General features: G+C 70.0%; 18 protein-coding genes and 1 tRNA gene. 4 read left to right on the top strand and 15 right to left on the bottom strand.

Features of this window, described 5'->3' with window-relative positions; all coding sequences use genetic code 11:
* Window positions 1-393: 393 nt before the first annotated feature.
* From ACFHWY_RS13945 to ACFHWY_RS13915, 7 genes are all read right to left on the bottom strand, one after another.
* A tRNA-Lys gene (locus tag ACFHWY_RS13945) sits at window positions 394-465 on the bottom strand.
* Between the two features lie 498 nt (window positions 466-963).
* Window positions 964-1,197 (bottom strand): hypothetical protein, encoded by a 234-nt coding sequence (locus tag ACFHWY_RS13940; RefSeq protein ID WP_416580605.1) that lies wholly within the window; start codon window positions 1,195-1,197, stop codon window positions 964-966.
* Window positions 1,198-1,330: 133 nt separating this feature from the next.
* Window positions 1,331-2,809 carry a site-specific integrase gene (locus tag ACFHWY_RS13935; protein ID WP_416580604.1) on the bottom strand — a complete coding sequence of 493 codons (1,479 nt, stop codon included), beginning with the start codon at window positions 2,807-2,809 and terminating at the stop codon, window positions 1,331-1,333.
* Window positions 2,810-2,893: 84 nt separating this feature from the next.
* The gene (locus ACFHWY_RS13930) at window positions 2,894-3,193 is read right to left on the bottom strand and encodes a helix-turn-helix domain-containing protein (RefSeq protein WP_416580603.1); all 300 of its coding nucleotides are present in this window, start codon (window positions 3,191-3,193) and stop codon (window positions 2,894-2,896) included.
* Between the two features lie 118 nt (window positions 3,194-3,311).
* A complete protein-coding gene (locus ACFHWY_RS13925; protein ID WP_416580602.1) occupies window positions 3,312-3,947 on the bottom strand; it encodes a hypothetical protein in 636 nt (211 codons plus the stop codon).
* Window positions 3,907-4,584, bottom strand: a complete 678-nt coding sequence (locus ACFHWY_RS13920; RefSeq protein ID WP_416580601.1) for a VUT family protein — start codon at window positions 4,582-4,584, stop codon at window positions 3,907-3,909. Before ACFHWY_RS13920 ends, ACFHWY_RS13925 begins: the two co-directional genes overlap by 41 nt.
* A gap of 381 nt (window positions 4,585-4,965) precedes the next feature.
* A complete protein-coding gene (locus ACFHWY_RS13915) occupies window positions 4,966-5,631 on the bottom strand; it encodes a hypothetical protein (protein WP_416580600.1) in 666 nt (221 codons plus the stop codon).
* A gap of 386 nt (window positions 5,632-6,017) precedes the next feature.
* On the opposite strand from ACFHWY_RS13915, the gene ACFHWY_RS13910 reads away from it, so the two are divergent.
* The 3 genes from ACFHWY_RS13910 to ACFHWY_RS13900 all read left to right on the top strand — a co-directional run bounded on the left by ACFHWY_RS13910 (window position 6,018) and on the right by ACFHWY_RS13900 (window position 9,167).
* Window positions 6,018-7,103, top strand: a complete 1,086-nt coding sequence (locus ACFHWY_RS13910) for a tyrosine-type recombinase/integrase (RefSeq protein ID WP_416580634.1) — start codon at window positions 6,018-6,020, stop codon at window positions 7,101-7,103.
* 4 nt (window positions 7,104-7,107) lie between these two features.
* Window positions 7,108-7,437 carry a helix-turn-helix domain-containing protein gene (locus ACFHWY_RS13905; RefSeq protein WP_416580599.1) on the top strand — a complete coding sequence of 110 codons (330 nt, stop codon included), beginning with the start codon at window positions 7,108-7,110 and terminating at the stop codon, window positions 7,435-7,437.
* A gap of 389 nt (window positions 7,438-7,826) precedes the next feature.
* Window positions 7,827-9,167 (top strand): hypothetical protein, encoded by a 1,341-nt coding sequence (locus tag ACFHWY_RS13900; protein WP_416580598.1) that lies wholly within the window; start codon window positions 7,827-7,829, stop codon window positions 9,165-9,167.
* On the opposite strand, the gene ACFHWY_RS13895 is transcribed toward ACFHWY_RS13900, so the two are convergent.
* From ACFHWY_RS13895 to ACFHWY_RS13860, 8 genes are all read right to left on the bottom strand, one after another.
* Complete coding sequence (locus ACFHWY_RS13895; RefSeq protein WP_416580597.1) at window positions 9,164-14,359, bottom strand: NACHT domain-containing protein; 5,196 nt, start codon at window positions 14,357-14,359, stop codon at window positions 9,164-9,166. The genes ACFHWY_RS13900 and ACFHWY_RS13895 overlap by 4 nt on opposite strands.
* Before the next feature lie 364 nt (window positions 14,360-14,723).
* Window positions 14,724-15,167: an XF1762 family protein gene (locus ACFHWY_RS13890; RefSeq protein WP_416580596.1), complete on the bottom strand. Its 444-nt coding sequence runs from the start codon at window positions 15,165-15,167 to the stop codon at window positions 14,724-14,726.
* Between the two features lie 11 nt (window positions 15,168-15,178).
* Window positions 15,179-16,360, bottom strand: coding sequence for a DNA-methyltransferase (locus tag ACFHWY_RS13885; protein ID WP_416580595.1), 1,182 nt, complete (start codon window positions 16,358-16,360; stop codon window positions 15,179-15,181).
* Window positions 16,357-17,334: a hypothetical protein gene (locus tag ACFHWY_RS13880; RefSeq protein WP_416580594.1), complete on the bottom strand. Its 978-nt coding sequence runs from the start codon at window positions 17,332-17,334 to the stop codon at window positions 16,357-16,359. Before ACFHWY_RS13880 ends, ACFHWY_RS13885 begins: the two co-directional genes overlap by 4 nt.
* Complete coding sequence (locus ACFHWY_RS13875; protein WP_416580593.1) at window positions 17,303-17,848, bottom strand: DNA cytosine methyltransferase; 546 nt, start codon at window positions 17,846-17,848, stop codon at window positions 17,303-17,305. The genes ACFHWY_RS13880 and ACFHWY_RS13875 overlap by 32 nt, the downstream gene beginning before the upstream one ends.
* A complete protein-coding gene (locus ACFHWY_RS13870) occupies window positions 17,845-18,717 on the bottom strand; it encodes a hypothetical protein (protein ID WP_416580592.1) in 873 nt (290 codons plus the stop codon). The genes ACFHWY_RS13875 and ACFHWY_RS13870 overlap by 4 nt, the downstream gene beginning before the upstream one ends.
* Window positions 18,714-19,685 (bottom strand): TRM11 family SAM-dependent methyltransferase, encoded by a 972-nt coding sequence (locus tag ACFHWY_RS13865; RefSeq protein WP_416580591.1) that lies wholly within the window; start codon window positions 19,683-19,685, stop codon window positions 18,714-18,716. The genes ACFHWY_RS13870 and ACFHWY_RS13865 overlap by 4 nt, the downstream gene beginning before the upstream one ends.
* Window positions 19,678-20,538 carry a hypothetical protein gene (locus ACFHWY_RS13860; protein WP_416580590.1) on the bottom strand — a complete coding sequence of 287 codons (861 nt, stop codon included), beginning with the start codon at window positions 20,536-20,538 and terminating at the stop codon, window positions 19,678-19,680. Before ACFHWY_RS13860 ends, ACFHWY_RS13865 begins: the two co-directional genes overlap by 8 nt.
* 1,191 nt (window positions 20,539-21,729) lie before the next feature.
* Between ACFHWY_RS13860 and ACFHWY_RS13855 the strand changes: the two genes are divergently transcribed.
* Window positions 21,730-22,596, top strand: coding sequence for a hypothetical protein (locus ACFHWY_RS13855; RefSeq protein WP_416580589.1), 867 nt, complete (start codon window positions 21,730-21,732; stop codon window positions 22,594-22,596).
* The last annotated feature ends 576 nt before the right edge of the window (window positions 22,597-23,172 follow it).

Raw genomic sequence — 23,172 nt, 5'->3', positions numbered from 1 at the left:
CCTCGAATCCGGTCGGGGCCAGCGGAGCGGCCATCTCCACCGCCGGCGGCTGGGACAGGTCGAGCCTGCTGCCGTCGTCCGGGTCCGGGACGTCACCGCCGAACTCGGTGACCTGAGAAGCACGCCCCACCAACAACCGGGCCGGACCCGCAGAGCCCCGCTACTCCGCGTTCTCCGCGACAATCTCGTACTCTACGGGCCAACCCTTGGCGTGCAGGGCTCGCATCAGCTCGGTGCACGGCGGTGGCACTGACGCCTCCACGACGGGCGGCGAGTCGGGCGGGGGGCGGGGGCGTGCGACACCCCAGTCGCCGCCGCGCTGAAGGACCCCACTAGCGTCGGCGCACATCAACTAGATGAACGCCTATGTCGGCAGGTAGGCGGTCATTATTGTGGGCCGCCGGGGGCTCGAACCCCGAACCTACTGATTAAAAGTCAGCAGCTCTACCATTGAGCTAGCGGCCCGCCGAGCCATAAGGCTACCCGAGTCCTTGGCGGTGAGGCGCGCGGCTTTCCCAGCAGTCGGTCTCCCGGGGCCCATTCCTGCCGAGATTGGGGGCGCTGCCGCGGTTCGCGGCCTCGACCGGATACAGCCGGTGGCAGCGGCGCCGACTCGTCCTCGCACGGTGGTCGTGACAGCGGGCCGCGTGGTGCCGTTTACTGCCGCGGGCAATGAGTCAGAGACCGTGCCGGCCCTGGTCGCGACGGCCGACGCGAGCGGGCGGCCGACGCGTCCTCGCTGCGCTGGCCGTGGCATCGTCCCGACGGCACCGTTGCCATGGGCAGTGGCGAGCGGGGCGCGCGTCAGTGGCTGGCTGTCCGGTTCTGCGGGGCGCTGCTACCACACCACGCGCAGGAGCGGCGTGTGTGGCCCTAGCGTGGCGGCATCCCGCCCGCACCCTCGGGCGGCCCGACGCCGTCGGGCGTGGGGCCACACAGCCGCACGGTGGCGCGGTGCTAGCCCTAGGTGAATGCGGCGGTGACCGCGTCGCGGTGGGCGGTCCACCAGGTCAATAAGTCCGTCGCAGAGGCGAACAGTTGGTCGCAGGACGTGCCGGCGGTGTCGTAGGGCAACCACAGCCGCCACAGGTCGTTAGTGACGCGCTCCCGCCACAGACGGTGGACGGCATCGGCTAGTTCGACGCCGGCGTGGCCTCGGCCTTCTGTCCAGGTGGCGAGCCAGATGCGGTCGACCATGGGATGGGATCGCCCGCATCCGGCGCTTGCCACCGGACACACCCCGATGGCGCGGTGTGTCGGAGGGTCCCCGGGGCCAGCTGTGCGGGCATGCGCATCGGAGACCGGAAGGTTCGTCGGCGGATCGTGTCGGTCAGGCGGCCCGTGGGCGTCGGCGGCGGGGAATCAGCGCGGCGGCGGCCTCCGCCTTGTCCCGCTCGACCTGAAGTTCGACGATGACGGAGGTGTAGGTGTTGCTGGTGATGGTGATGGTGGAGTGGCCGAGTAGTTCCTTGACGTCGGTGAGATCGGCGCCGGAGGCTTTCAGGTACGTCGCGGCACAGTGCCGCAGGTCGTGCAGCCGGACCGGGGGCAGCCCAGCGTCGCGTACAAGGCTGTCGAAACGCTTGCTGACGGTGTCCGGGTGCCATTTCTCGCCGTTGGGCTGGACAAAAAAGAACCCGTGGTCCGGCCACTTGCTGCCGCAGGCCAGCTTCCAGCGGGCGCGGCGGGCGAGGTAGGTGCGCCACGCGGCGACGGTGAAGCTGTCCAGCGCGAAGGTCCGGTTACCGGACTCGGACTTGACCTTCTTGTCGACCGCCTCGTATCCGACCGTGGTGCGCTGCAGATCGACCGTCGCCAAGGCGTCGTCGAGGTCGACGGTGGTGTCACGCAGGCCGAGCGCTTCGCCGCGGCGCATTCCGCGGTGCATGATGCCCACGAACACCGGGTAGAGGGCGATGTCGTGATCCTGGGCGTAGTCCAGGAAGACTCCAGCTTGCTGCGGGGTCCACACCATGACTGGGCTGGGCTTCTGGCCGGTCTCGCGCCACCGGGCGACGGCTTTGTCCGTCCACACGCGCGGCTTGGGCTGCTTCGCCGAGGGCAGTTCGACGTGCTTGGCCGGGTTGAAGTCGATCAGCCGGTTGTTGGACCGGGCCATCGCGTCGTTGAGTGCCTTGCGCAGGGTGGCGCGGATACGTTGCATGGTAGCCGGGCCGGTGGTCCGGGTTCCCCGGACGGTGGCGCGGATCTGCGGGTCCTCGCTTTGCCGGGCGATCTCGATGGCGGTGTTTCGGTCGGTGATCGTGGTGAACATCGCCGAGATGTGCTCGACTCGCAGCTTGACCAGTGGGATGGCGCCGAGGTGCGGGATGAGGTGCATGCGGATGTGGCAGGCGTACTGGCGTTTGGTGCTCGGCTCGATGTTGCGTCGGGACTCGAGCCACTGCTGTAGGTATTCGCCGACGGTCATGTCGACGCTGGCCGGGAGGCCGGCGTTAACCCGCTTGGCGAGGGTGTCGCGGTCGGGTATCGGGGCGCCGGCCTTGACCTGTTGGAGCAGGTCGGCGATGTCGGTCGCGAGGGCGGTGTCGTCGCCGGCGAGCGCCAGCAGCGCGATGGCTTGGCCGCGGTCCTTGGCGGCGGCGTCACGGCTGTCGAAGGTGTAGCGGCGCAGCGGTGACCGGCGGGAGCCGTCGGCCCTTCTTGGTAGTTCGAGTTGGTATCCCCACTTGCCGTGGTGGGAGTTCCATGCCCCGCCGTTGCGGCGAAGCTGTGGGCATCTCTTGCCGAGTTTCTTACCGTCGGGGTCGCGGCAGGTGCAGATCTTGTGGATGGATCCTTCCGCCATGGTGCTGTGGCTCCTCGGGGTTGTGGGCAGCCGGTGGCTGCGGATTTCATACGGGGTGATCGACGCGTGCCTTCGGCGACCAGATCAAGTCGCCGGTGGTGGCGCCTCGGGTGGTTGCTCGTCGGCGGGCAGGTGCAGGGCGTGCAGGATCGCCGCGACCGGTACGCGGTAGCGGCTGCCGAAACGCAGCACGGCGACCGGGAACTGGTCGCGTTTGGCGAGTTCGTAGGCGGCGGCGCGGGACAGGCCGAAGATTTGCGCCGCGGTGGCGATGTCGGTGATCAGGCCGAGTGCGCGGATCCGGTCGACGGTCCAGGCGGTGTCGTCGGGTTGCCCGTTTTCTGGGCTGGTGTGGTTGGCGAAGTGGTGCTCGGGCGTGGTCATGGCAAGGCAGTCCTTTCGAGGACGTGAGGTGAGAGGAACCTGCCGGCCGCGCGGGGAGAGAGGCTGACGGCTTGGCACGGCGCGCTGCCGAGCGGCCGCGGCGCAGGCCCGCGTGGGGTCAGGGCCTGCCCGTGGGCGGTCGGGTGCCGCCGGGCTGGTTGACCTGGTCGAGCCAGGACAGCAGTCGCGGCAGGTTGTGGCGGGGCGCGTAGATGAGGCAGGTGCCGTCGGCCGAGTGGCAGCCGATCGCGGCGGCGTGCCGCAGCCGCCGCAGCGAGTTGACTCGCCCCATGTGGACGGTCAGGCCGCGTGCGCGGGCCTCGGCGGTCAGGTCGGCGGCGGCCGAGCCCAGTTTCCATCTGGTGGTGCCGCCCAGAAATAATCCGTCGGTCAGCTCCCATGGCACCGGAAGGCGTTCGAGGCCGTCCTGCGCGACGAGTGCGGCACGGAATCCGGCCGCGCGGATTCGGGGCAGCATCGGCACCGAGCGGGCCAGCGTGGCGGCGGCGTCGCCGACCACGTCGGGGGCGGTGGCGAACGCGCACCGCGCCGCGTGCGCGGCGTGGCGGGCCAGCCACGCGAGATACTTCTCGTCGCCGGGGTAGCGGCCCGGGTTGAAGCAGCTGTTGTCGGCGCACCAGTCCACGCCCTCGTGCACGGTGTTGCCTGCCGCGGGGGTGGCGATCATGCCGAGTCGGCCGGCGCGCATCGCGTCACGGACGATCGGACCGGAGGCGGTGGCGTAGTAGCGCACGGGCGGCCAGCACGGCGGCGACAGGGATGAGGGTGGCCCAGGCCTTGACCCACAGCTGGCCGGGCACCGCCGACCAGACCGGGAAGCCGGCCAAGGTGAGGAACACGATCGTGTCCAGCGGGGCGCCGACGGCGTTGGAGGCCAGCACCGCCCGCAGGAGTCCACGGCGGCGCAGCGGCTGGTACACCAGCAGGTCGGCCAGTTCCGACACCGCGAACGCGGCTGTGGAGGCGAGGGCGAGCGTGGGCGCGGCTAGGACGGCGCTGAGCACCGCCCCAGCGGCGATACAGGCCAGCACGGCGCGGCGGCCGGCGACCTCATGGACCCAGTCCCGGGCCAGCAGGGTGTACCCGGCGGCGACGGTGCCGGCGGTGGCGGTCATGCCGAAGCCGACCGGGACGAGCCCGTAGGTGGAGGTGAGCCAGTTCGCGGCGACGACGCCACCGGCGAAGGCCAGCATCGCCGCCACCGCCGCACCACAGTGCCGGTGTCGGCCCGGCCAGGTCGGCCGGCGGTGGCGGGCGCGGTGGGCCGGCACGCGCCGGGGTAGGGCGGATGAGGTGCGGTTGTGGGTTCCTGCCGGGTGGTGTGTGGCCGGCGTGGCGGGTTGCGTCAGTGGTGGGGTGGTGCGGGTCATGAGGGTGTCTCGTCTCGTGAAAGGGACGGACCCGCCGCAGGTGCGGCGGGTCCGTGTAGGGGTGTGGATGGCGGCTCAGGAGGGTTGTGCTCGCTGCCGCCCGTTCGTCGCCGCGCCCTTCTCCGGCTGCCTGGCGGGCCGCGGCGTGGACGCGCGCTGAGGTTGGGCGCGGCAGTGGTCGGGTGGGCGGGGCAGGCGTACGCGCGTGGTGCGTTGTCGGCGGCCCGCGCCACGTGGTTGGGCGTAGTCTGGCCCTTCGTCGGGCCTGGCCGGCCGCAAGATGTCAAAGGGGGGCCGCGCTGGGCCGACATCGATCGTTCGATGACGTCCTGGTGGATCTCGGTAGTGGGCTGCCGAGTCGCGCGGCAGGCTGTGTCGGCCTCATTGGTCGGGGTCGTACCAGCGGCCGGTTGCCACGTCGTATGTCCACAGTCGTCTGATGGCCGTGGTGTCGACGTTGATAAGGCGCAGCCGCGCCAGGTCGGCAAGCAGCCTCGGCCGCGCGGCCGGCCACGCTGAGGTGACCCGACTGTGGGTGACCTCGACGGCCACTTGAAGGATCGCCTTGACGCGGAACTGCGGGCGGCGGCTCGTGCCGTCCGACGCGACTGATTCGATCTTTGCGATGTCGATCGCGTTGCTTGCCGGGCCAAGGACGGCGCGCCCGGTTCGGGCGCGCAGCCGAGCGTCGCGCAGGCGGCGCATGTCGTCGAATATCAGCCGCCGCGCCCCTCGCTGGGCGTAATCACCGTCGGGGGAGCAGAGAACCAGGGAGACGGGAACGTCAGCGCCGACAATGAAGCGTCGGGGCAGCTTCTCGATGCGGAACATGGTAAGGATCTTGTCGGCGTCGGCGGGCCGAACCCAGTTGAGGCAGACGAGTTGGTGCAACTCACGGCGGATACCGTCGCGCAATGCGTCGTGCGCGGCGGTCAGCTCGCGCAGCTGTCGGTCGAGGTGGCTGATCTGTTCGTGCGCCTCGATCAGGCTGGCGGGAAGCCCCGCCTCGACGGCGGGGCTTCCAACGGCAGGCATGGAAACAGCCATGATTCACTCCAAGGTGAGAAGGGATTGATGTCGTGGCGCGGGTGCCCGCCGGCATGCGGTCGGGGATTACGTGGCTGGCTCCCACCGCAGCCGCGCGGTGTGCGCGTTACCGCGGTCGTGTCGGGGTCGGCTGGGCCGGGACCAGCCGGGTGCGGGTGGGCGGGCGGCGACGATGCGCCACCCGGCCGCGCGGAGACTGGCTCCGGACTCTCCGTGAACCAGGCTTGTCGTCAGTTCATGAGAGACCTCCTGTTCGTTCTTGACCTGCGGTCCTGGTGGGACGCCGTGCTAAGCGGCTGGCTGCGGGGTTGACGTTTGGTCGAGAATCCCGAACGATCTACGGGAATCGTTGGAAGATCGCTCCTGGGATGAACGCGGGGTATGGCGTGGCGCTGGCAGTGGTGCGCTCGATCCGTTCACCGCGTGAACTGGTGACCGTCCAAGAGGCGGAAGACTTCGAGCAGGAACTGCTTGATCAGTACGCGTTGGCGATGTCGGCCAGCGGCGTCGGTGATGAGCAGGTGGCGAGCCACCGGGCCACGCTGTTCGAGTTCATCCGGTTCCTGCAGCGACCGGTATGGACGGCGGAAGCATCGGACGCTGACCGGTATCTAGCGTGGCTGCGTTCGTCGAAAGACCAGGCAACCAGCACCCGATACGCCAAGTCGATCGCGCTGCGGCAGTTCTACGGCTTCCTAGTGATGCGGTACCAGGGTGACATCCGCGCACTGACCGGGCATGTCGTTGACCAGCCGATCGACGAGTTCAACCGGCCGACGAAGCCGTACCACGACGTGCCACGTGTGCCTCCGTCAGAACCGGAGGTGGAGGAGCTGTTCGCCCGGTGGCGGAACTGGCTGCCCGAGGCACGCAAGTTCCTGCCCGCCGCGCGCGACTACCTGGCAGCGTCGCTATGGCGTCGTGCCGGGCTGCGGATCAGCGAGTCCGTCATGCTGGACATCAGAGACTGGCGGCCGGACCTCGGCGAGCTCGGCAAGCTGCACGTGCGCTACGGCAAGGGCAGCCGCGGCCGCGGTCCCAAGACGCGACTGGTGCCCGGGATCAACGCGGTCGACGACCTGCTGACCTGGTGGCTACGCGATGTGCGGCACCAGTTCGGCGACGACTGGGACGACCCGGACGCGCCGCTACTGCCCAGCGAGCGCCGTGACCGGCTGACGGGCAGGTGCTTGCGGGCAGGGGCGAACGCGTTGCGGACCGGGCTGGCCGACGCGGTACGTCGATGGCTCCCGGCGTGGGACGGCCAGTTGACCCCGCATGGCCTGCGGCATTTCTGCGCGTCGTCTTTGTACGCCCGCGGCGTGGATCTCAAGGCCATCCAGGAACTGCTGGGTCACTCGTGGTTGTCGACGACGACCCGGTATATCCATGTGCACGAGTCACACATCGAGGGCGCTTGGGCGCAGGCGAACGAGCGGGTCGCCGCTCGGCTCGCCGGCGGGAGGGGGTGAGCCGATGCGGTGGAACCTGCGGCTGAAGGCGGCTGAACGCGGGATCTGGAAGTCCACGGAGATGCGCCGGTTGCTGGCCGAGCACGGGCTGGAGATCAGCGCGGGCAAGATGTCGGCCCTGTGGACGACGACGCCGACGTCGATCCGTCTGGACGACCTCGACGTTTTCTGCGCCGTGCTCGACTGCACCCCGGCGGAGCTGCTGTTGCATGACCCTGTGCAGGTGAAGGCACGCCGCGACAAGCTCAAACGCGCCGCCAGCGCCGACGTGGCGCCGACGGCCAGCCCGGTCGTACCGCGGCTGGGCCGTAACCGATCCCTGCCGCCGGCATGACGACAGCGCCGCCCAGCGTCCACGCGGCGCGTCTGACCCGTTGCACCGTCTGCCGGCAGCAGCCGGTGGCCATGCGCGGCGTGAAATTCTGCTTCACCTGCTGGCCCGGCGGGCCCGTGACACCGCCCCCGTGCGTGCGGTGCGGTGCCAAGACCGGCTACTTCACGTCTGGCCTGTGCCGGCGTTGCCATCGCTACGCGCCACCCGAGGTCGACGCCTGCCGGGATTGCTACGCGTGGGGCACCGTCCGCAACCAGAGCTGGCTTTGCTTCGGCTGTCAGCAGTGGCGCCGCGCCAGCGCGGGTATCGGTGCCTGCGTCTGCTGCGCACGCGTGGTGCACCTGGCGCCTACAGGGACCGGGGTATGCCGGCTCTGTTACCGGCAAGCGGTGCTGCACCGCAAGCCCAACGGCGACCTAGACTTCGCGGAGGCCAACCGGTACGAACAGCAGTTGTTCCTGGCCAACATGTTCCACCGCAACACGACCGGCACCCCGAGCGACGCGCCACAGCATCGGGCCGGGCTGCCCGACGACGCCCTCGTCTGGCCCGCCTGGCAACAGCTCGCCCTGTTGCCGGCCATGCCGAGAATCCTGACCGGCCGCGACCTGCAACACCGCGCCGACCCGCAGCAGGCTGCTGAACTCGACGAACATGCCGCGGTGATCGCGGCGCGACTCGGCTGGGCCGACCGGCTGCGGCGAGAGGTATGCATCGGCCTGCGCATCGTGATCGGGCTTAGGGACCACCGCGACGATCCGGTCCGGGCCAGCGACGTGACACTGCTCAGCACGATCAGACTGCCCGTCGACGCGGTGACCAGAGTCCTCGCCGACGCCGGCATGCTGGCCGATGACCGCGTGCGCGCCCTCGACGCATGGGCGGCAGCTCAGATCAGCCGTCTCCCGGACACGATGGCCGCAGAGCTGACCCTGTGGTTCGAGGTCATGAAGCACGGGAGCCTCACCCCGCCGCGGCGACGGCCACGCAGCGAGACCACCATCCAGCTGCACCTGCGCTGGGCACTGCCCACGCTGCTGCGGTGGGCGGCGGCGGGGCACTACAGCCTGCGCGAGATCACCCGCGACGACGTGGTCCGTGCGCTGCCGCCATCGGGCAACCCGCGGGCGCAGGTCGGGCAGGGGCTCAAGTCGATCTTTCGGCTGCTAAAGGCCCGGAAGATGGTCTTCACCGACCCGACCACCCGGATCGCCACCGGCCGACACGAGACTCGGCAGCCGCTCCCGGTCGACCTCCCCGCGCTCCGGCAGGCCCTGACCTCGAACAACCCCGCGCACGCCGCGGTCGCCGCGCTCATCGCTTTCCACGGCCTGCGCACCAGCCAGGTGCAGCTACTGCGGCTCATCGACGTCCGCGACCGAGTGCTGCACGTCGACGACCGGGCGATACCCCTGGCCGAGCCCGTCCAGCAGGCGCTGGCCGCCTGGCTCGACTACCGCCGAAGCCGGTGGCCACGCACCAACAACGCCTACCTGTTCGTGACCACCCGGACCGCCAACACCGACGCTCCCGTCAGCCGCACCTGGGTCTGGCAGGCCACCGGACCCCGGTTGTCCGCCACCGACATCCGACAAGACCGCATCCTCGACGAAGCCCAGGCCACCAACGGAGACGTCCGCCGACTGGCCGACCTGTTCGGCCTCAGCATCGCCGCTGGCAACCGCTACGCCGCCACCGTCGAACACCCCGACCTCACCGCACTTACCTAGCCGTGCAGAAGATCTAGGACCGCCAGACGCAGCGGTCCTTCCCATTCGGTGAATGGGTTGTCCACGACGATGTCCGGCGAGACGGACGTCAGAGTTTGCACCACGGCAGCGGCTTCGTGGTGCGGCAGCGCTCCTGCTTGCCGTAGGGCCAGGGCGAAGAGATAGGCCCGTTGCGCCGGCACCATATCTGGCCATTGCTGGGCGATGGGATCCGCCTCGATCTTGAACAGAGGAGTTTGCTGCGCGATACCCATCGGTTCGCGGACGGCGTTCTTGAAGGCGTCGAGCGCGATTGCGTCCCGGCGTAGGCGCCGCATCAGGGGGTTGAGCAGGGTGGGGAGGAGATGCGTCAGCCTGGAGTGGCGGAAGCGTTCATGAACACGGAGGAAGATCACAGGAAGGTCCTGCGAGGGAGCGAGCGCGAGCGCCAACGCCAACGTATCGTCCCATTCTCGAGGCGCGCGGCGGGCCTCGTCGTCACGGAACCAGGCTTCCAGGTTTCGGAATGCGGTGACGGATACGGCGTCGTTGGGGAAGAGTTCCACGTAGGCGGCGAGCTTGGCCCCGTTGTACCACCGATGGCCGGATGGGCTGGTGTGCGCGTCGTCGGTGAGCACCGCTTTGAAGGTGTCGTCGGGCACGGCCCAGCTTTCTCTGTCGAGCACCGCTTCAAGCACCTGGCTCGCCCAGCTCTGCCTGGTGGCACCGAGCTTGCCGGCCAGGGCGCGCAGAACGGTTTCGTCGCCGCGATTCTCCTGCTTGGCCCAGAGCAGGAAGTTCGGGTCTTCACGAAGTTTCGGATCGGTGTCGGCTTCGTGGCGCAGCATCTCGGCGATGGCCGGGAACCGGGCAGCCGTCGTCGCCAAGGCCGCCATGACGTCGTGCCTGTGGTCGTCGACGCTTTTGGCCCGGTCGCTGGCGGTTCGGTCAAGGCGCTGGTACAGGTCATCGCCGAAGTGTTCGCGTAGACGGTCCCAATGCTCGGCGATGAGGTCGATCAGGATTTGGTCGACGGCGCCTTCGGGTAGTTTGGTGAGCTTGACGGCGACAGGGCGGGATTTGCCGATCCACTCGGTGATGCCGTCGATGACTGTGATGTCGCCGAGCATCAGCATGCCGATCCATGCCAGCTGCCGCAGGTCTTCGAGGTCGGGGCCGTAGGCGCAGAGGTTGGCTTTAATCTTCTCTACCAGCCACTGCATGTGGCCGGTGATCACTTCGGAGCCGGCCGTCTGGTTGTGGGCCTTTTGGTGGCGCTTTATCGCTTGCACCAGCCCGATGAAGGCGATGCGGCGGACTTCGGAGTCGGGCTCCTTCTCCCACTCGGATAGCACCTCGACCAGCTGGTCAAGGGTGAGCGCGCTGCGGTTCAGCTCGAACGTCAGCACTTCGCGCAGTTCCGGTTCCAGGTTTCCGAGCTGGGCCCACACTTTGGCGCAGAGTTCTCGTGAACGTGCGTCGTCTCGGGTGCAGTAGCTGCGGAGGATGGCGACCGGGATGGTGTCCGGGAGGCCGGAGGTGAGCGTTCGGACGTCGTCGATGAGCTGTTCGGCAAAGTCCTGTACGGCGGGCTGGGACGGCCACGCGTTGATGACAGCGTCAACATGCCAGGTCAGCGAGTGGGCTTCGCCAGCTGTGCACAAGGCGGCCAGTTCGGCCGGGTCGTATTCGGCGAGAACAGACGGTGCTGCTCCGGCGCCCGGCTCGTCCGCGGCCGCCGTCAGAAGGATCCATGCCTCGGCGACCGCTTCGGCGACCACGACGCGTTCCTCGCTGCGTCCCTCCTCGGCCGACTGGCGCAGCAGCGAGACGAGGACAGCGAATCCTTCTTCGGGGCCGAGCACATCAAGGGCTACGCCGGCCAGGGGCGCCGCCTGCTGGTAGGGGCCGCGCAGCCGACCGGTCAGCGCCTCGCGGACGGTCTCGTCGTCGCCGTACTTGTCGGCCAGGACACGGGCCGCCCCGTACGGGCGCCAGGCGTCCAGGCCGCGCAGCAGCACCGTTATGGCCTGGTCGGGCGGAAGCGTGGTGGCCAGGCCAGCGCCGCCGGAGGAGGCAAGTTTCGCCAGGTCGTCTTGGATGCGCGGACGAAGGGCTTGGGCGAAAACCGGGTCGTCACGCCACTGCTGGGGGATCGCGCCGAGGTTGTAGAGGATGAGGCTGTGCTCGTCCTTGCTGGCCAGTTGCTCGGCGACCCAGTCTTTGAAACGGGCATCATCAGCGAAGGCCGTGCAGGCCAGATGCCACGCCAGGCCACGATCACCCCCGGTCGTCTGCCCATTAAACTTGAGGGTTTCTAGCGCGAAGTCGGCGGCCTCGGTGTTCGCAGCGGCGCATGCGGCGACCAGATCCGCGGCTGGCCAAGGCCCTGAACGGTAGTCCTCGTGGTACAGCATAGAGAGCAGCCAGGCACGCTCCTCCGTCCGGAACGCGGAGCTGGCACGTGGTTCAGCGGCCTTGAATACCGAGTTCAGCGCCACCAGCCGCAGCGCAGTGGACGGTTGGTGGCGGCCCCACTCGATCAGGCGCTTGGTGTCCGGCGCATCCGGCCATCCCTCACCCAGCGCGAATATCGCGGCGGCCTGGGTGGCCGAGCTGGGCCCGGTCTCAGTAAGTGCTACCAGAGGCGCGACAAGGTGCGGCTGTCCGCCAAGTCGCCGGGCGAGGGCACCGGCCGCGTTGGCCTTCACCTCGTCGCGGGGATGCCTTAAGCCCCAGAGGAGATGCTTGGCGGCTTCTTCGTCGGCGATGGGCAGTTCGCGTAGCGCCCACATGGTCGCGGATGGCTCGGGACGCGGCGCGGTGAGCCACCGCTTCATGATGGGCAACAGCTGGCTGCTGGCGGCGGGGCTCGCGAGTGTTGCGACCAGCGCGGTAATCAGGTTGGCTCGGTGCCGGGCGTACGGGTGATTCTCCACCCGATCCACCAGGTCCATGGTGTGGAGGACTTGAACGCGGGGGGTGAGTCGGACGCCGGCGGCCAGCGCGTCGGCCAGCAGCTCGTATCCATCGAGGTCTGCCCAGACGTAATCGCCCGCGTTCAGGGCCGCCGCGAGCAGGAGTTCGGTGGTGTGCGGGCTGACCTGGGCGCTGAGCAGGGCGAGTAACACGTCGCGCCAGGCAGGATCGTGAACGAACCGCCGGACGGCGCCGAGCTGTTCGTCGGGCGCCAGCATCGCCAGGTGCTGGCCGGCCAGGTGGTCGAGCACGACGCGATGCAGGAATCCGTAGGAGCCGGCGCCGTGCGAGACGATCAGACCGAACTCGTCTTCGGCCATCGCAAGGACCGCGTCGGCCAGGCGCCGGGCTTCGGGCTGCTGGTATCCGAGGACTTCGTCGTCGGTCATCGACTCGACGATGATCTTCCGCATGTCTTGCTTGGTGGCGACGCCGGCTGCGTCCTTGAGGCGCAGCCGATAGGCGACCGCAGCGAACAGCGTGCTGGCGTCAGCGGCGGGGAGCGGGCCGCCGCGAGCGTGCGAGGCCCGCTGCCGCATCTGTGGATGCTTCTCGATCAGCAGCTCGACGAGACGGGTGTAGATCTTGAATCGTTGGCGGGGTAACGGCTCGCCCTGCCAGGTCGTCGCGAGGAGCGTGAGGAACAGCGGCGACCGTGACAGCTGAGCGAGGTCGGCGGAAATCTCGAGCTGGGCTAGAAAGGCGTCCACGCCGGCGCCCCAGTGCAGCCGTGGTCCAGGGTCAACCCCCGCAGCCGTGCCTGGCTGCAGGATCCCCGCAGCGATGCTGCGGCGTTGCCCGTCGGTGAGCGGCGTGATCTGGGCGTGTGCCCACGGGCGCTGCCAGTTGAGCCGGTCGACGGCGTAAGGGCGGGTGGAGAGGACCGCGGCGGCGTTCGAGCGGCCCAGGAACGCCTCGAGGACGCCAAGGGCGAGTTCGGCTGAGCTGATGTCGCTCCACTCGTCGATGCCGTCGACGAACAGCATCAGCCGGTCGTCGCGCAGCGCCCGCTGGGCCAGCGGCCAGAGATCGGCGGCGCTTTGCGACAACAGCCAGGCTTCGACGGCGGAAACCAGCGAATTCTCCGTCGAGGCGTCGAGGTGCCGGCACAGGAACCCGAAGGGAAGCCAAACGGGAAGGTCACCGCCGTACTCGCGCTGCAGTGCGATCGACTGCGGCCGTTCGGCGAGTAGGTCGGCCGCCGCGAACCGCAGCAGGCTCGATTTGCCCACGCCGGGGCCGCCGATGACGAGCCGGTACTTGCCTGCGGCCAGCCATTCGTCGGCCGACACGGCACCTTGGGCACTCGGCCCGTCCGCCGTGGCGGCGGCGATGAGCTGCTGGGCGGATCTAAACGACTGGCGGCGAGCGCCCAGCCGCGAGGCGACGTAAGTGAAACCGTCCTCCGGATGCTCCGATCTGATCGAGCTTTCGGTGCTCGGCTGCTCAACGTCCACGACGCCTTGCTGTTGGGGCCGAGGGTCAACATTCACAATTACGAACTGCTGCTCGAAGGCAGGCTCCTCCGTCTGCTGTACGCCGCCTTGGGCGGAGAACACCGCCTGATAGAGCTGCCGCAACCGCATGCGCAGCTCCCTGCTCTCCAGAGCGGGCAGGTTATTCGCCAACGTCTGGGCTGCTTCAGGGCCGCAGAAGGCCTCGACCCAGCTCCGGCCGAAGAAGTCGTCAACGATCCGCGGATGGTCCTTCAGCAACGTGGATACCTCTTGTACGCCCCAAGGGATAAAAGTCATCCCGAGCGCGGCCAGACGATCGCCTTGCGTCCGGAGCTCCTCGTCGAGCTTGGTGTCTTGCAAGTCGTAGGACGTCGCGTAGTAAAAGGTGCGGGTCTTGTCCGACCAGTCGCCCTTCAGGAAGTCGTCCACCGCCTTCTTGATCTTGGCAGCGGTCAACGCCTGCACCCGACGCGACTGAAGCGTGATGTAGTCCCGGCCGGCGGCGTCGGCAGCTGTCAGATCCAGGGGCAGACGGGCGTACGCGTCGATGCCCTCCTGCCCCTGGCCGGGCGTGCCGAACAACTTCGCGTAAGTGACCGGCCGAACAGTCTGCAGAAGACGCAGGAAGAGCTTCTCGGCGTCAGGCCAGGTCAACTGGCTGAGAGGCAGCACCTGGAGGTTGGTCCCGACCGGCGGCTTGGGCAGCGGTCCGGCTGGCGCAGCCCAGAGGACCGCTTCGGTCTGATCATGAACCTCGGACTCGCTTGTGATCCCCACCGTCGTACCTCCCCGACCGCCCGAAACACTCACTTTATGCACCCCAGCGACGCTGGGTAGGCACGACACCACTGGGGTGGTGGCGACAGCCAAGCTCGGTGGGGCGATACTGCCTCCTCATGGCGGACCAAGGGGCTGGTGCGTCGGGTGGCCCTCGTGATCGATTACCTGGTGCCGGCGATCTGCTCGGCTGGTGGTGCCTGCTCGACCAAGGGTGTGCCGAAGTCGGAGTAGGTCAGGTCCAGCGGATAGGTGCCGCCCTGCGCGGTCAGCGGACGAAGATCGACTCGACCTCATGGCGGCCAAGCCGCCAGCCAAGCGCCCCGAACGCGAGGATCCACCCACCTTCAGGGAAACACGAAGCTCAGCCACCGGCCACGGCGGCGACCGCCTTCAGCACCGGCACGCTGGGGCATGTCACGAGTTCGCAAACTGGAGGCCCGATGTAGGCTCGGCGACTGCCGACACCGCTCCAGTTCACGGCTCTAGGCACTTCAGAAATCGCGAACCCGAGAACTTTCTGGGTGTAGGTCACCAGTCGGCGGTAGCCGAGGGCCTTCGCGGCCTGCCACGCCGCCGCGTACAGCAGGGAGCAGGCATTGCGATGCCCGTTGGTGGCTACCCGGGTGACCTCCAGGGTCAGGCCGTCGTCAAGCAGCCGCGCGACGGGACGGCCGACGACGGCGACGCCGACTAGGACGTTGTCCTGGTCAGCGGCTCCGATGCTGAATTTGTGGCCGCGCGGCGGTCGGTGATGCCGGTGCCAGTCGTGCACGAACGCGCACGACTGCGCGAAGGTGACGGGCACGGTCCGTAGGCTCATCCGCTCTCCTCGCCCGACGTGTCAGGCAGGTGGGCATGGAGCCGTTTCAGCGCTTGGTCGTGGAACGAGGCGTTGATGTCGACACCCATGTAGCGGCGGCCGAGCTGGAGCGCGGCGACTCCGGTGGTGCCGGCGCCGGAGAACGGGTCCAGGACCAGTCCCTGTGGCGGGCAGCCGGCCGCGATGGCCCGTAGCGGCAGGTCGACGGGAAACGGCGCTACGTGTGATCCGCGGTAGGGGCGTGTCGCCATCCGCCACACGTCTCCGGGATTGCGCCCGCTCGGGTGGGTCGCGGTGTGGGCGTGACCGAGCGGGACGAGGTTGCCTCGTCCGGCTCGTGGCTCGACGCCGACGTCGCCGGCGCGGTACTTGCCGGCGCCGTAGGTGGTGTTGCCCCGGCGGCGGGCGGTGGCGTTGACTCCGCCGCTGTGGCCTTTACGCGCGCCGCCGAAGACGCGGGTGCCGTCGGCGGCTTCCGGTCGGGAAAGCGGTACCCGGATCGGGTCCAGGTCGAAGTAGTAGGAGTGGGATTTGGTGAGGAGAAACAGCAGTTCGTAGGTGGTGGATAGGCGGTCGCGTACGGACTCTGGCATCGGGTTGGGTTTGGACCAGATGACCGCGTTGCGTAGCCACCATTGGCGTGATTGCAGGGTGAACGCGACCCGCCAGGGCACCCCGACGAGGTTCTTCGGTGGGAGGGCGTCTTGCGCCCGCGGGCGTGGTGGTCGGAGCCCTCCCGGCTGTGGGCGGCCGGCCATGGGCGCCCCACCGGAGGCGCTGCTGTAGCAGTCGCCGAGGTTCACCCAGCAGGTGCCCGCTGGTGTGAGGATCCGTCTGGCCTGGTCGAAGACCGCGACGAGGTGGTCGAGGTAGTCGTCCAGGGTCGCTTCCAGCCCGTACTGCGGGTCGATCCATCGGGCCCGGCAGGCGGGGCAGGTGATGCCGTTGACGCGGCGAACGCGCCCGGTCCGGTGCGGACAGGCGGGATCACCGCCAGCCCAGGCGCCGGTGCCGTAGTCGCGCAGACCCCAGAACGGTGGGCTGGTGACAATGCAGTCGACACTGACGTCCGGCATTGCTGACATGACCCGTGCGGCGTCGCCGAGATACAGGGTGACGGGGCCGGCCCGGTGGTACTCGTAGCCGGACAGTCGGCCGGCGGGCATCGTGTCGCTCATGCGCGCACCTGCCACCGGTGCGGGCACAGCAGCAGCCGCAGCGCGGCAGCGGCTTGTTGTGGGAGGACGCCGTTGCCGAGTACCCGCAGCGCGGCGGTGCGCGGTAACCCGAGCGTGGGCTCGGTGACGTGACCGGTGTTCAGGCCCATGAGCCACTCGACGAACGGTGGCGCGAGGACCGGCTTGCCGTGCGTGCCGACCTGTGTGGGCGTCGGTGCGGGCCGGCCGATGAGCAGTTCCCAGCGGGCGACGGCGGCGGCGTAGACGCCCCACCGCCGCTCGTCGAGGCGCCCCAGGTCACCGGTGAGGTCGGCGACGGTGGTGCGCAGGTCGGCGCCACCGTCGCCGTGCCGTCCGGGACCACGCGCGTCGGACGCGCGTGGGGTCGGCAGGGTACGCCCGGGTACCCGCACCGCCGCCGATGGCAGGGTCAGATCCCCGTGTGAGCCGCGCTGTCCTGGGCAACCTTTCGTGCCGTCGGTGGCTTTCGGGGTGGGCAGCAGCACCTGCGACAGCGGCGGGCGGAACCCGGCGCCGGCCCGCCGCCCCGCGGTGCCGGTGTCGCTGGCGCGCGGGGTCGGCAGCAGGGGGCCGGGCACGCCCGTAGCCGAGTGACCGCTGGCCGCTGCCGGCGGCGGTGGGGCCTGGGGTTTCGGGGGTTTCCCGCCGTGGTGGGGCCGGTAGCCGTGGACGGCGGATTCGAGGGTTGGTCTCCAGGTGTCGCGGTGGGTGCCGCTCATGTAGCCGGTGCCGCCGCCGGCGGTCGGGGTGGGCAGGAGTTGCCCGGCGACGCCGGCCAGGCTCGGCCGGCGCGCCGCGCCCGCCGACGGGGACCGGTTCGACCCGTAGGGCTGTGCGGTGGGTGTGGGGAGCAGGTGGTGGCGGGTACCGCCCGGTTCGACGACGTCGGGTAAGCCGTGCTGGTGGCCGGGGCCTTTGCCGTCACGGGCGCAGGGAGTCGGCAACGTCCGCACCCCCTCGTTCGGTGGGGGTGGCCAGCAGGAACAGCCGGTCGCGTCGGTGGGCGGCGCCGATGTCGGATGCGCGAAGGCATAGCCAGCTCGTGTCGTACCCGATCTCGGCCAGGTCACGGTGGACGACGTCGAAGCCGCGCCGCAGGAGTGCGGCGACGTTCTCCACGAACAGCAGGCGCGGTCGAAGAACGCGAACGGCTGCGGCGACGTGTGTCCAGAGGCTGGAGTGTTCGCCGGTGATGCCGGCCCTCTTGCCGGCGTTGCTGATGTCCTGACAGGGGAAGCCGGCGGTGACGATGTCGACCGGTGCGACTCTGGTCCAGTCGACGGTGCGGATGTCGCCGAGGTTCGCCACGTCGGGCCAGTGGTGGCGCAGGACGGTGGCGGCGTGCCGGTCGGTCTCGGCGTACCAGGCGAGATGGCCGCCGAGCACCAGCTCCACGGCCAGGTCGAGGCCTCCGTAGCCCGAGCAGACCGATCCGACCCGCGGTCCGGTGGTAGGCGCACCGCTCACGCCACCTCCCGCTGTCCCGCCTCGGCCGGAGCCGAATTCGGGACGTCGTGCGGGCACGTCCACGGCCCGCACCCCGGCGTGTCCGCCGCCTGAGGACGTGGGCGCAGCACCACCTCGTCGAGCGGCACCCGCTGCCGGTGCAGGAAGAACTGCCCGCGCAGCGGACGCCCGGCCGCGTTGGCCCGCGCGGAGCCGTTACGGATCGCATGGTCGAACGCGACGGCGTCCGCCCACTCGGTCGGACTGTTCTCGCGAAGCGCGAGCCAGAAACCGTCGTCGTGGAACGGGCACCCCACACAGGACGAGCGCGGGGTGTCGGCCAGACCGTGCTGGGCCAGGAAGCGCAGGCAGTCGGTCCGCCGCCAGCCCAGGTCGAGCAGCGGGAAGACGTTGCGCATGTAGCCCACGTCGGCGTCGCGGGCCCGGCCGATCTCGTCGAGGCTGATCCCGATCGCCATCTGCGCCACCAGGCCGGCGGGAACCCGAGCGGGGTGCGGGTAGCCGAGGCGGCGCCGCACCTCAGCCTTGATGGGTTTGATCTTGTACTCGCCCGTGCATTGGCGCCGGGCCATTCCTCTCTTGCCATGGGGGCCGAGGGTGAACAGGGGCATTGAGGCAAACCGGTGGGTGGGGTCGAGGGCGTCGCGGCGGATGTCGCCCGCCGCGACCCGCACCACGGGGATCCCCGCCTCGGCGGCGAGCTGCTCTAGCCGGCGCAGGTGGGCATAGACGGGAGCGGGTTCCCAGCCGGTGTCGGCGAAGATCGCCGCGTCGAAGGTGGGGATCTGTCCGCGGGCAGCGAGCAGCAGCAGGGTGGAGCTCTGCACTCCGGCGCCGAGGCTCAGGTAGCGGTGGGTGGGTGCGCTCACGCGATCACCCCGCCGTCGCCGGAACTCAGGATTTCTGAACCCAAGTGGTCCACCGCCGGCGGCTGACGGAAGATCAGCACGTCCTCGTGCGTGATCAGGTGCAGCGGGGTGCCGCCGGCGCGGGCCTTACGCACGGCCTGGAGTTGGAAGAACGACGGGCGGGCGACGAGTTGCCCGTCGCGGACCGCCGCGAGTAGCGCGACGCACCGTTCGGTGGGCATCAGGCCGGCGCGGACCCCGGCGGCGATCACGGCGCTGGGCAGGTCGACCAGTTGCCCGTGCTTGCGCCACGGCCGGGCGGTGACCACGACCGTGCCGCCGGGTCGCAGCAGACCCGCGCAGCCGCGCAGGATCTGCTCGAACCCGTCGGCGAGGCCGGTCAGGTCGCGGTAGGCGAGGTTGCCGCGGTCGGCGCCGTCGTTGTAGGCGTTGTCGAACTTTGCCACCCCGTGCTCGCCGGGGCGGACCAGGCCGTGCACGGTCGGCCCGTACGGCGGCGAGGTGACCACCAAAGCGACCTGCCCGGTGAGTGCGGTAGGCAGGAGCGCGGACAGGCGGGTGGCGTCGCCGCGGACCACCGACGCGCGGCCGGCGGCGCCGTGATGGTGGGCGTGGGTGATGTTGGCGTCGGCGATGTTGGACCAGCGCGCCTCGTACTCCACGCCGATGGCGTCGCGGCCGGCGTGAATCGCCTCGACGAGGGTGGTGCCGATCCCGCACATCGGATCGAGGACGAGGTCCCCCGGGCCGGTGTAGGCGTGCACGGCGTGGGCGGCGATCGCCGGGAGCATCCGCGCGGGGTGCTTGACCGATTCGGGCACGTACCGGCCTCGTCGCTGCACGGGCCCGGTGCGCTGCGCGGTCGCCCACACCGACAGCCCTTCCGGCGGTGCCAGGTGACCCTGCCGGTCTCGAGGTGCGGCGTCGCGGTCCGGCTGTTCCGGGTGGGGGGTGGGGTGGTCAGTCACGGTGCTCACCCCCGTGGTGGCGCCGCGCGCCGGGTACGGGGGAGAACACGAGCAGGTCCGCATGGACCCGCAGGTGCGCCACCCACCGCGGGTGGGTGAGGGTGAGCAGTTCCTCGTCGGTGGCGTAGTAGGCGAACTGCTCGCCGTCGGTGTCGGCGGTGACGGCGACGATGTGCTGCAGGTAGCCCAGCCCGGCCTGCGCGGCGGCGGTGGCGACGGGGCTGAAGTCCTCCGGGCCGGGCGCCGTGGTGGGGCCGGTGACGACGAGGACGAGGCAGCCGCCGGGGCGCAGCAGCCGCGCACAGACGGTCAGTAGCCATGCCAGGCGGACCCGGTTGACCGCGTCGTCGCGGTCCAGCGGCCAGCTCGCCACGACCAGGCTCGTCGCCCCCGCCACGGACGTCCGCCCCGGCTCGACGGGGTCGGCGGTCGGGGCGTCGGTGAGGTCGTCACCGAACCATGCGGCAATGTCGGGCACCGCATCGCCGTCGTCGGTGACAGCGGCCGGTTCGCGGCGGGTGGGCGGGGTGACCGGTCCGATGATCAGGCTGGACACCTCGGTGAACCAGCCCGGGTGGTGGCGTCGCTGCCCGGCCGCGCAGACGTCGGTGAGCGTGTGGTCGGTGGTGAGGTCGACAACGGCCTCACCGGGGCGGGTGTAGGCGGCCACGAGCCGGTAGGCCAGCCGCGCGCCTACGCTGCGGCCGGCGTCGCCCGGGTCGTGGGCGGTGCGCCACACGGTGACCGGCACGGGCGGTTCACCGGCGACCACGTCGATCAGGGTCGGGTCGGCCGAGGGCGGGCCGAGCGGGTGGACAGGGACGTTGTGGTGCTGCGGCGTGTGCTCGCTCATTAGGTGTCGGCTCCACGCCGCGCATGTAGTGCGCTGACACTGGTAAACCCGCGCCTGTGTGCTCTGACGAACGCCTGCCGAACTCACGGCCGCTCACAACGCGGCAGCGACCGTGCTGCGCGCTGCTGCTGCCGGGCCATGCCGCCGTGCACGGCGAAGAAGGCCGTAGACCGTTGACTCGGCAGCGGCGGTACATGACAGCGCAGCCACCTGCGCGCCGCATCTGACCATCGACTACCGGCGATGACATGGGGTCGATGACAGGATGTCCGCGGCGCGGTGGCGTGGCCCAGGTGGATGGCCCGAGGGGCTGTCCGTGTCTTGTCCGTCAGAATGGCCGCGAACTACGCGCCGCAGTGTCACTGGCGCGGCCGTCGCAGGCCGTCGGCGGCGTGGCGGCGCCCGCGTTCACCACTTCGGTGTCACAGGCCGTGCCCGCTCGTGGTTGATGTCAACGTCCAGCTCACGATCCTTTGCGGACAAAGTGTCAGCGACAGTGCTGGATGTCAGGGTGGCAGCGTGTCGTGGGGGCGCTGTCATCGTCGGCGGTCACGGCACCGCCGCTGCGACCGACTGGCCGCCGCGGTGGACAGAGCGTTTCCAGTCCGTCCACGACCATCGACCATGGTCGTTGGCATTGTCACTGTGGCGGGGCGGTGCCGGTCACGTCAGCGGTGTCCGGAGAGACGACCTCGGTGGCGCGTCCAGAGCGCGGTCGTCATGTCACTTCGGCCACGGACCCGTCCCCGTCGGACAGGATCGCGGGTCCCTCCACGACGTCGGCTGGCTGGGGCTCGGACGCGGCCCGACGACGTGGGCAACGACGCGCGTCGAGGACTGCGACGCTGTAGGCGACTCCGGGGCCGCTGTGAGCCGCTGTGAGCCGCCGTGGGCGGCTGTGAGCGGCATGACGCGTCGCCGTGAGAAGCACCAACCCGGCGTGGTGGGGGCTAGGCGGTGTGGGCTGGATGGTCGCTCACAGCCCTGGTCCGCGGCTCGCGTGACAACGAGTGTCACCGTCCGAGGCGGCGATGCAGGCGCCACCACCCGTGTCGAGTTGGCGGCGCCTCCGATGGCGGTGAAACGGCGGTGACCTGCACTGTAAGCGGTTGTGAGCCACGCCTGGCGTAATCGGTGCCCAAGCGTCGCCCGATGCACGGCGACGATCCCTACGCCAAGGAGCGGACAATCATGAGCACGACTTCCACACAGTGGCCGCGTTCCCCGCTGGACGCCGCCGAGGTGGCGTTCACGGCGTTGACCTGCGACCCCGAGCCGTTGTCGCTCGACCTCGACCAGCTCGGCCCGGACGTCGGACTGCCGGCGGGGGTGATGACGGTGCTGGCGCTGCGCGACTGGCTGCTGGCGCATCGACGGTCCTTCGAGGCACGGGACGCGGTGTGGGTGGAGGTGATCCGCCGTGCACGGCTGAACGGGCCGCAGTGGGTCATCGGCGCGGTCGGCATGGCCCTGCCGGCGCTGCGGCGCTACACCCGTCAGCTGTGCCACGGCTACCAAGGCGATCCCGACGACATCGAGGCGGAGGTTCTCTCCGGGTTCCTGGCGGCGCTGCGCGATCACGTCGACCTCGCCCGGCCCGCCCCGTACGCCGGGCTGTGCCGCGCCGGCTGGCGCGCCGGCTTCAAGCTGCGCCAGCAGGCGGCGGAGGCCACGCCGGTCGAGGACATCGAGCACGTCATCGGGCCTCGCACCCCGCAGATTCCCTACGGACATCCGGACGTGTTGATCAACCGTGCCGTACGGCTCGGCATCCTCGACGCCGACGACGAGCAGTCCTACATCGACGTGCGGCTTGGTCGGCGGGCGATCGAACCGATCGCCGCCCTGCGGGGCCTGAGCACCGATGCCCTGCGGATGCGCCTGGGGCGCATCGACACCCGCATCGCCGAAGCCCTCGCCTCGGGCCTGCTCACCGGGACGGCATCTCCCCAAGCCGCCGAGGCCCTCGCAGCCCAGGCTGAACGACGCAGCAGCCTGCGCGTCGCCCACCGCCGCCCTGCCCCGCAAGACACGGGCCAGGTGGCTGCCGCCGCCTGAGCCCCGCCCAGCACCCGCTTCTCGCGGCGCCCGCACCGGATCCCCGGTGTGGGCGCCGCGGCTGTCCGCGCTGCGCAGACGGCACCCCGGCAGGGCTCACCAACCCGGCCCGCCAGCGCCGCCGGTGAACAAGCCTCCAAGCCGAAGCGCCGGCGACCGGACCATCAAGACCGGGGAAAGCCCTGCCGCCGGAGAAGAAACCCTGAGAAAGCGCAGGTCGGACGAGATGGGCATGTTGTGTGTGAGCGGCTGTGAGTGGCCGTGAGTCTTTGTGGGAACGGCAGGCGTTCGCCAGAGCACACAGGCGGCGGTTTACCAGTGTGAGACCGCTTCGCCCGCCACGCGGCGGGCATCACGGTCCCGCCCGCCGCCAGAGGGCCGGCCCACGTCGGGCCGCCCCGACGCACCGGACGTCTCCGGGTGCCGCGCAGTTTGGTGCGCTGACACCTCATCGAACACACCGCTACCCGACAAGGGAGGACGTGCTCCTCCCGGGGACGGTCGTGCTTCGCCGGCGCCGCCGCGCGTCCGCGCCCCTCTGGCGGCGGTCCACCCATCCCGACCGCCGACAACCGC

This window comes from Micromonospora sp. LOL_024, assembly GCF_048060415.1.
GTDB lineage: Bacteria > Actinomycetota > Actinomycetes > Mycobacteriales > Micromonosporaceae > Micromonospora.
This window is presented reverse-complemented; position numbering and strand designations above follow the sequence as displayed.

What these genes read in the sequence shown, in the direction of transcription:
- ACFHWY_RS13885 (WP_416580595.1), bottom strand. Translation starts at nt 16,360, where the DNA reads ATGAGCGACACGATGCCCGCCGGCCGACTGTCCGGCTACGAGTACCAC.
- ACFHWY_RS13860 (WP_416580590.1), bottom strand. Translation starts at nt 20,538, where the DNA reads ATGAGCGAGCACACGCCGCAGCACCACAACGTCCCTGTCCACCCGCTC.
- ACFHWY_RS13935 (WP_416580604.1), bottom strand. Translation starts at nt 2,809, where the DNA reads ATGGCGGAAGGATCCATCCACAAGATCTGCACCTGCCGCGACCCCGAC.
- ACFHWY_RS13940 (WP_416580605.1), bottom strand. Translation starts at nt 1,197, where the DNA reads ATGGTCGACCGCATCTGGCTCGCCACCTGGACAGAAGGCCGAGGCCAC.
- ACFHWY_RS13855 (WP_416580589.1), top strand. Translation starts at nt 21,730, where the DNA reads ATGAGCACGACTTCCACACAGTGGCCGCGTTCCCCGCTGGACGCCGCC.
- ACFHWY_RS13915 (WP_416580600.1), bottom strand. Translation starts at nt 5,631, where the DNA reads ATGGCTGTTTCCATGCCTGCCGTTGGAAGCCCCGCCGTCGAGGCGGGG.
- ACFHWY_RS13920 (WP_416580601.1), bottom strand. Translation starts at nt 4,584, where the DNA reads ATGACCCGCACCACCCCACCACTGACGCAACCCGCCACGCCGGCCACA.
- ACFHWY_RS13905 (WP_416580599.1), top strand. Translation starts at nt 7,108, where the DNA reads ATGCGGTGGAACCTGCGGCTGAAGGCGGCTGAACGCGGGATCTGGAAG.
- ACFHWY_RS13930 (WP_416580603.1), bottom strand. Translation starts at nt 3,193, where the DNA reads ATGACCACGCCCGAGCACCACTTCGCCAACCACACCAGCCCAGAAAAC.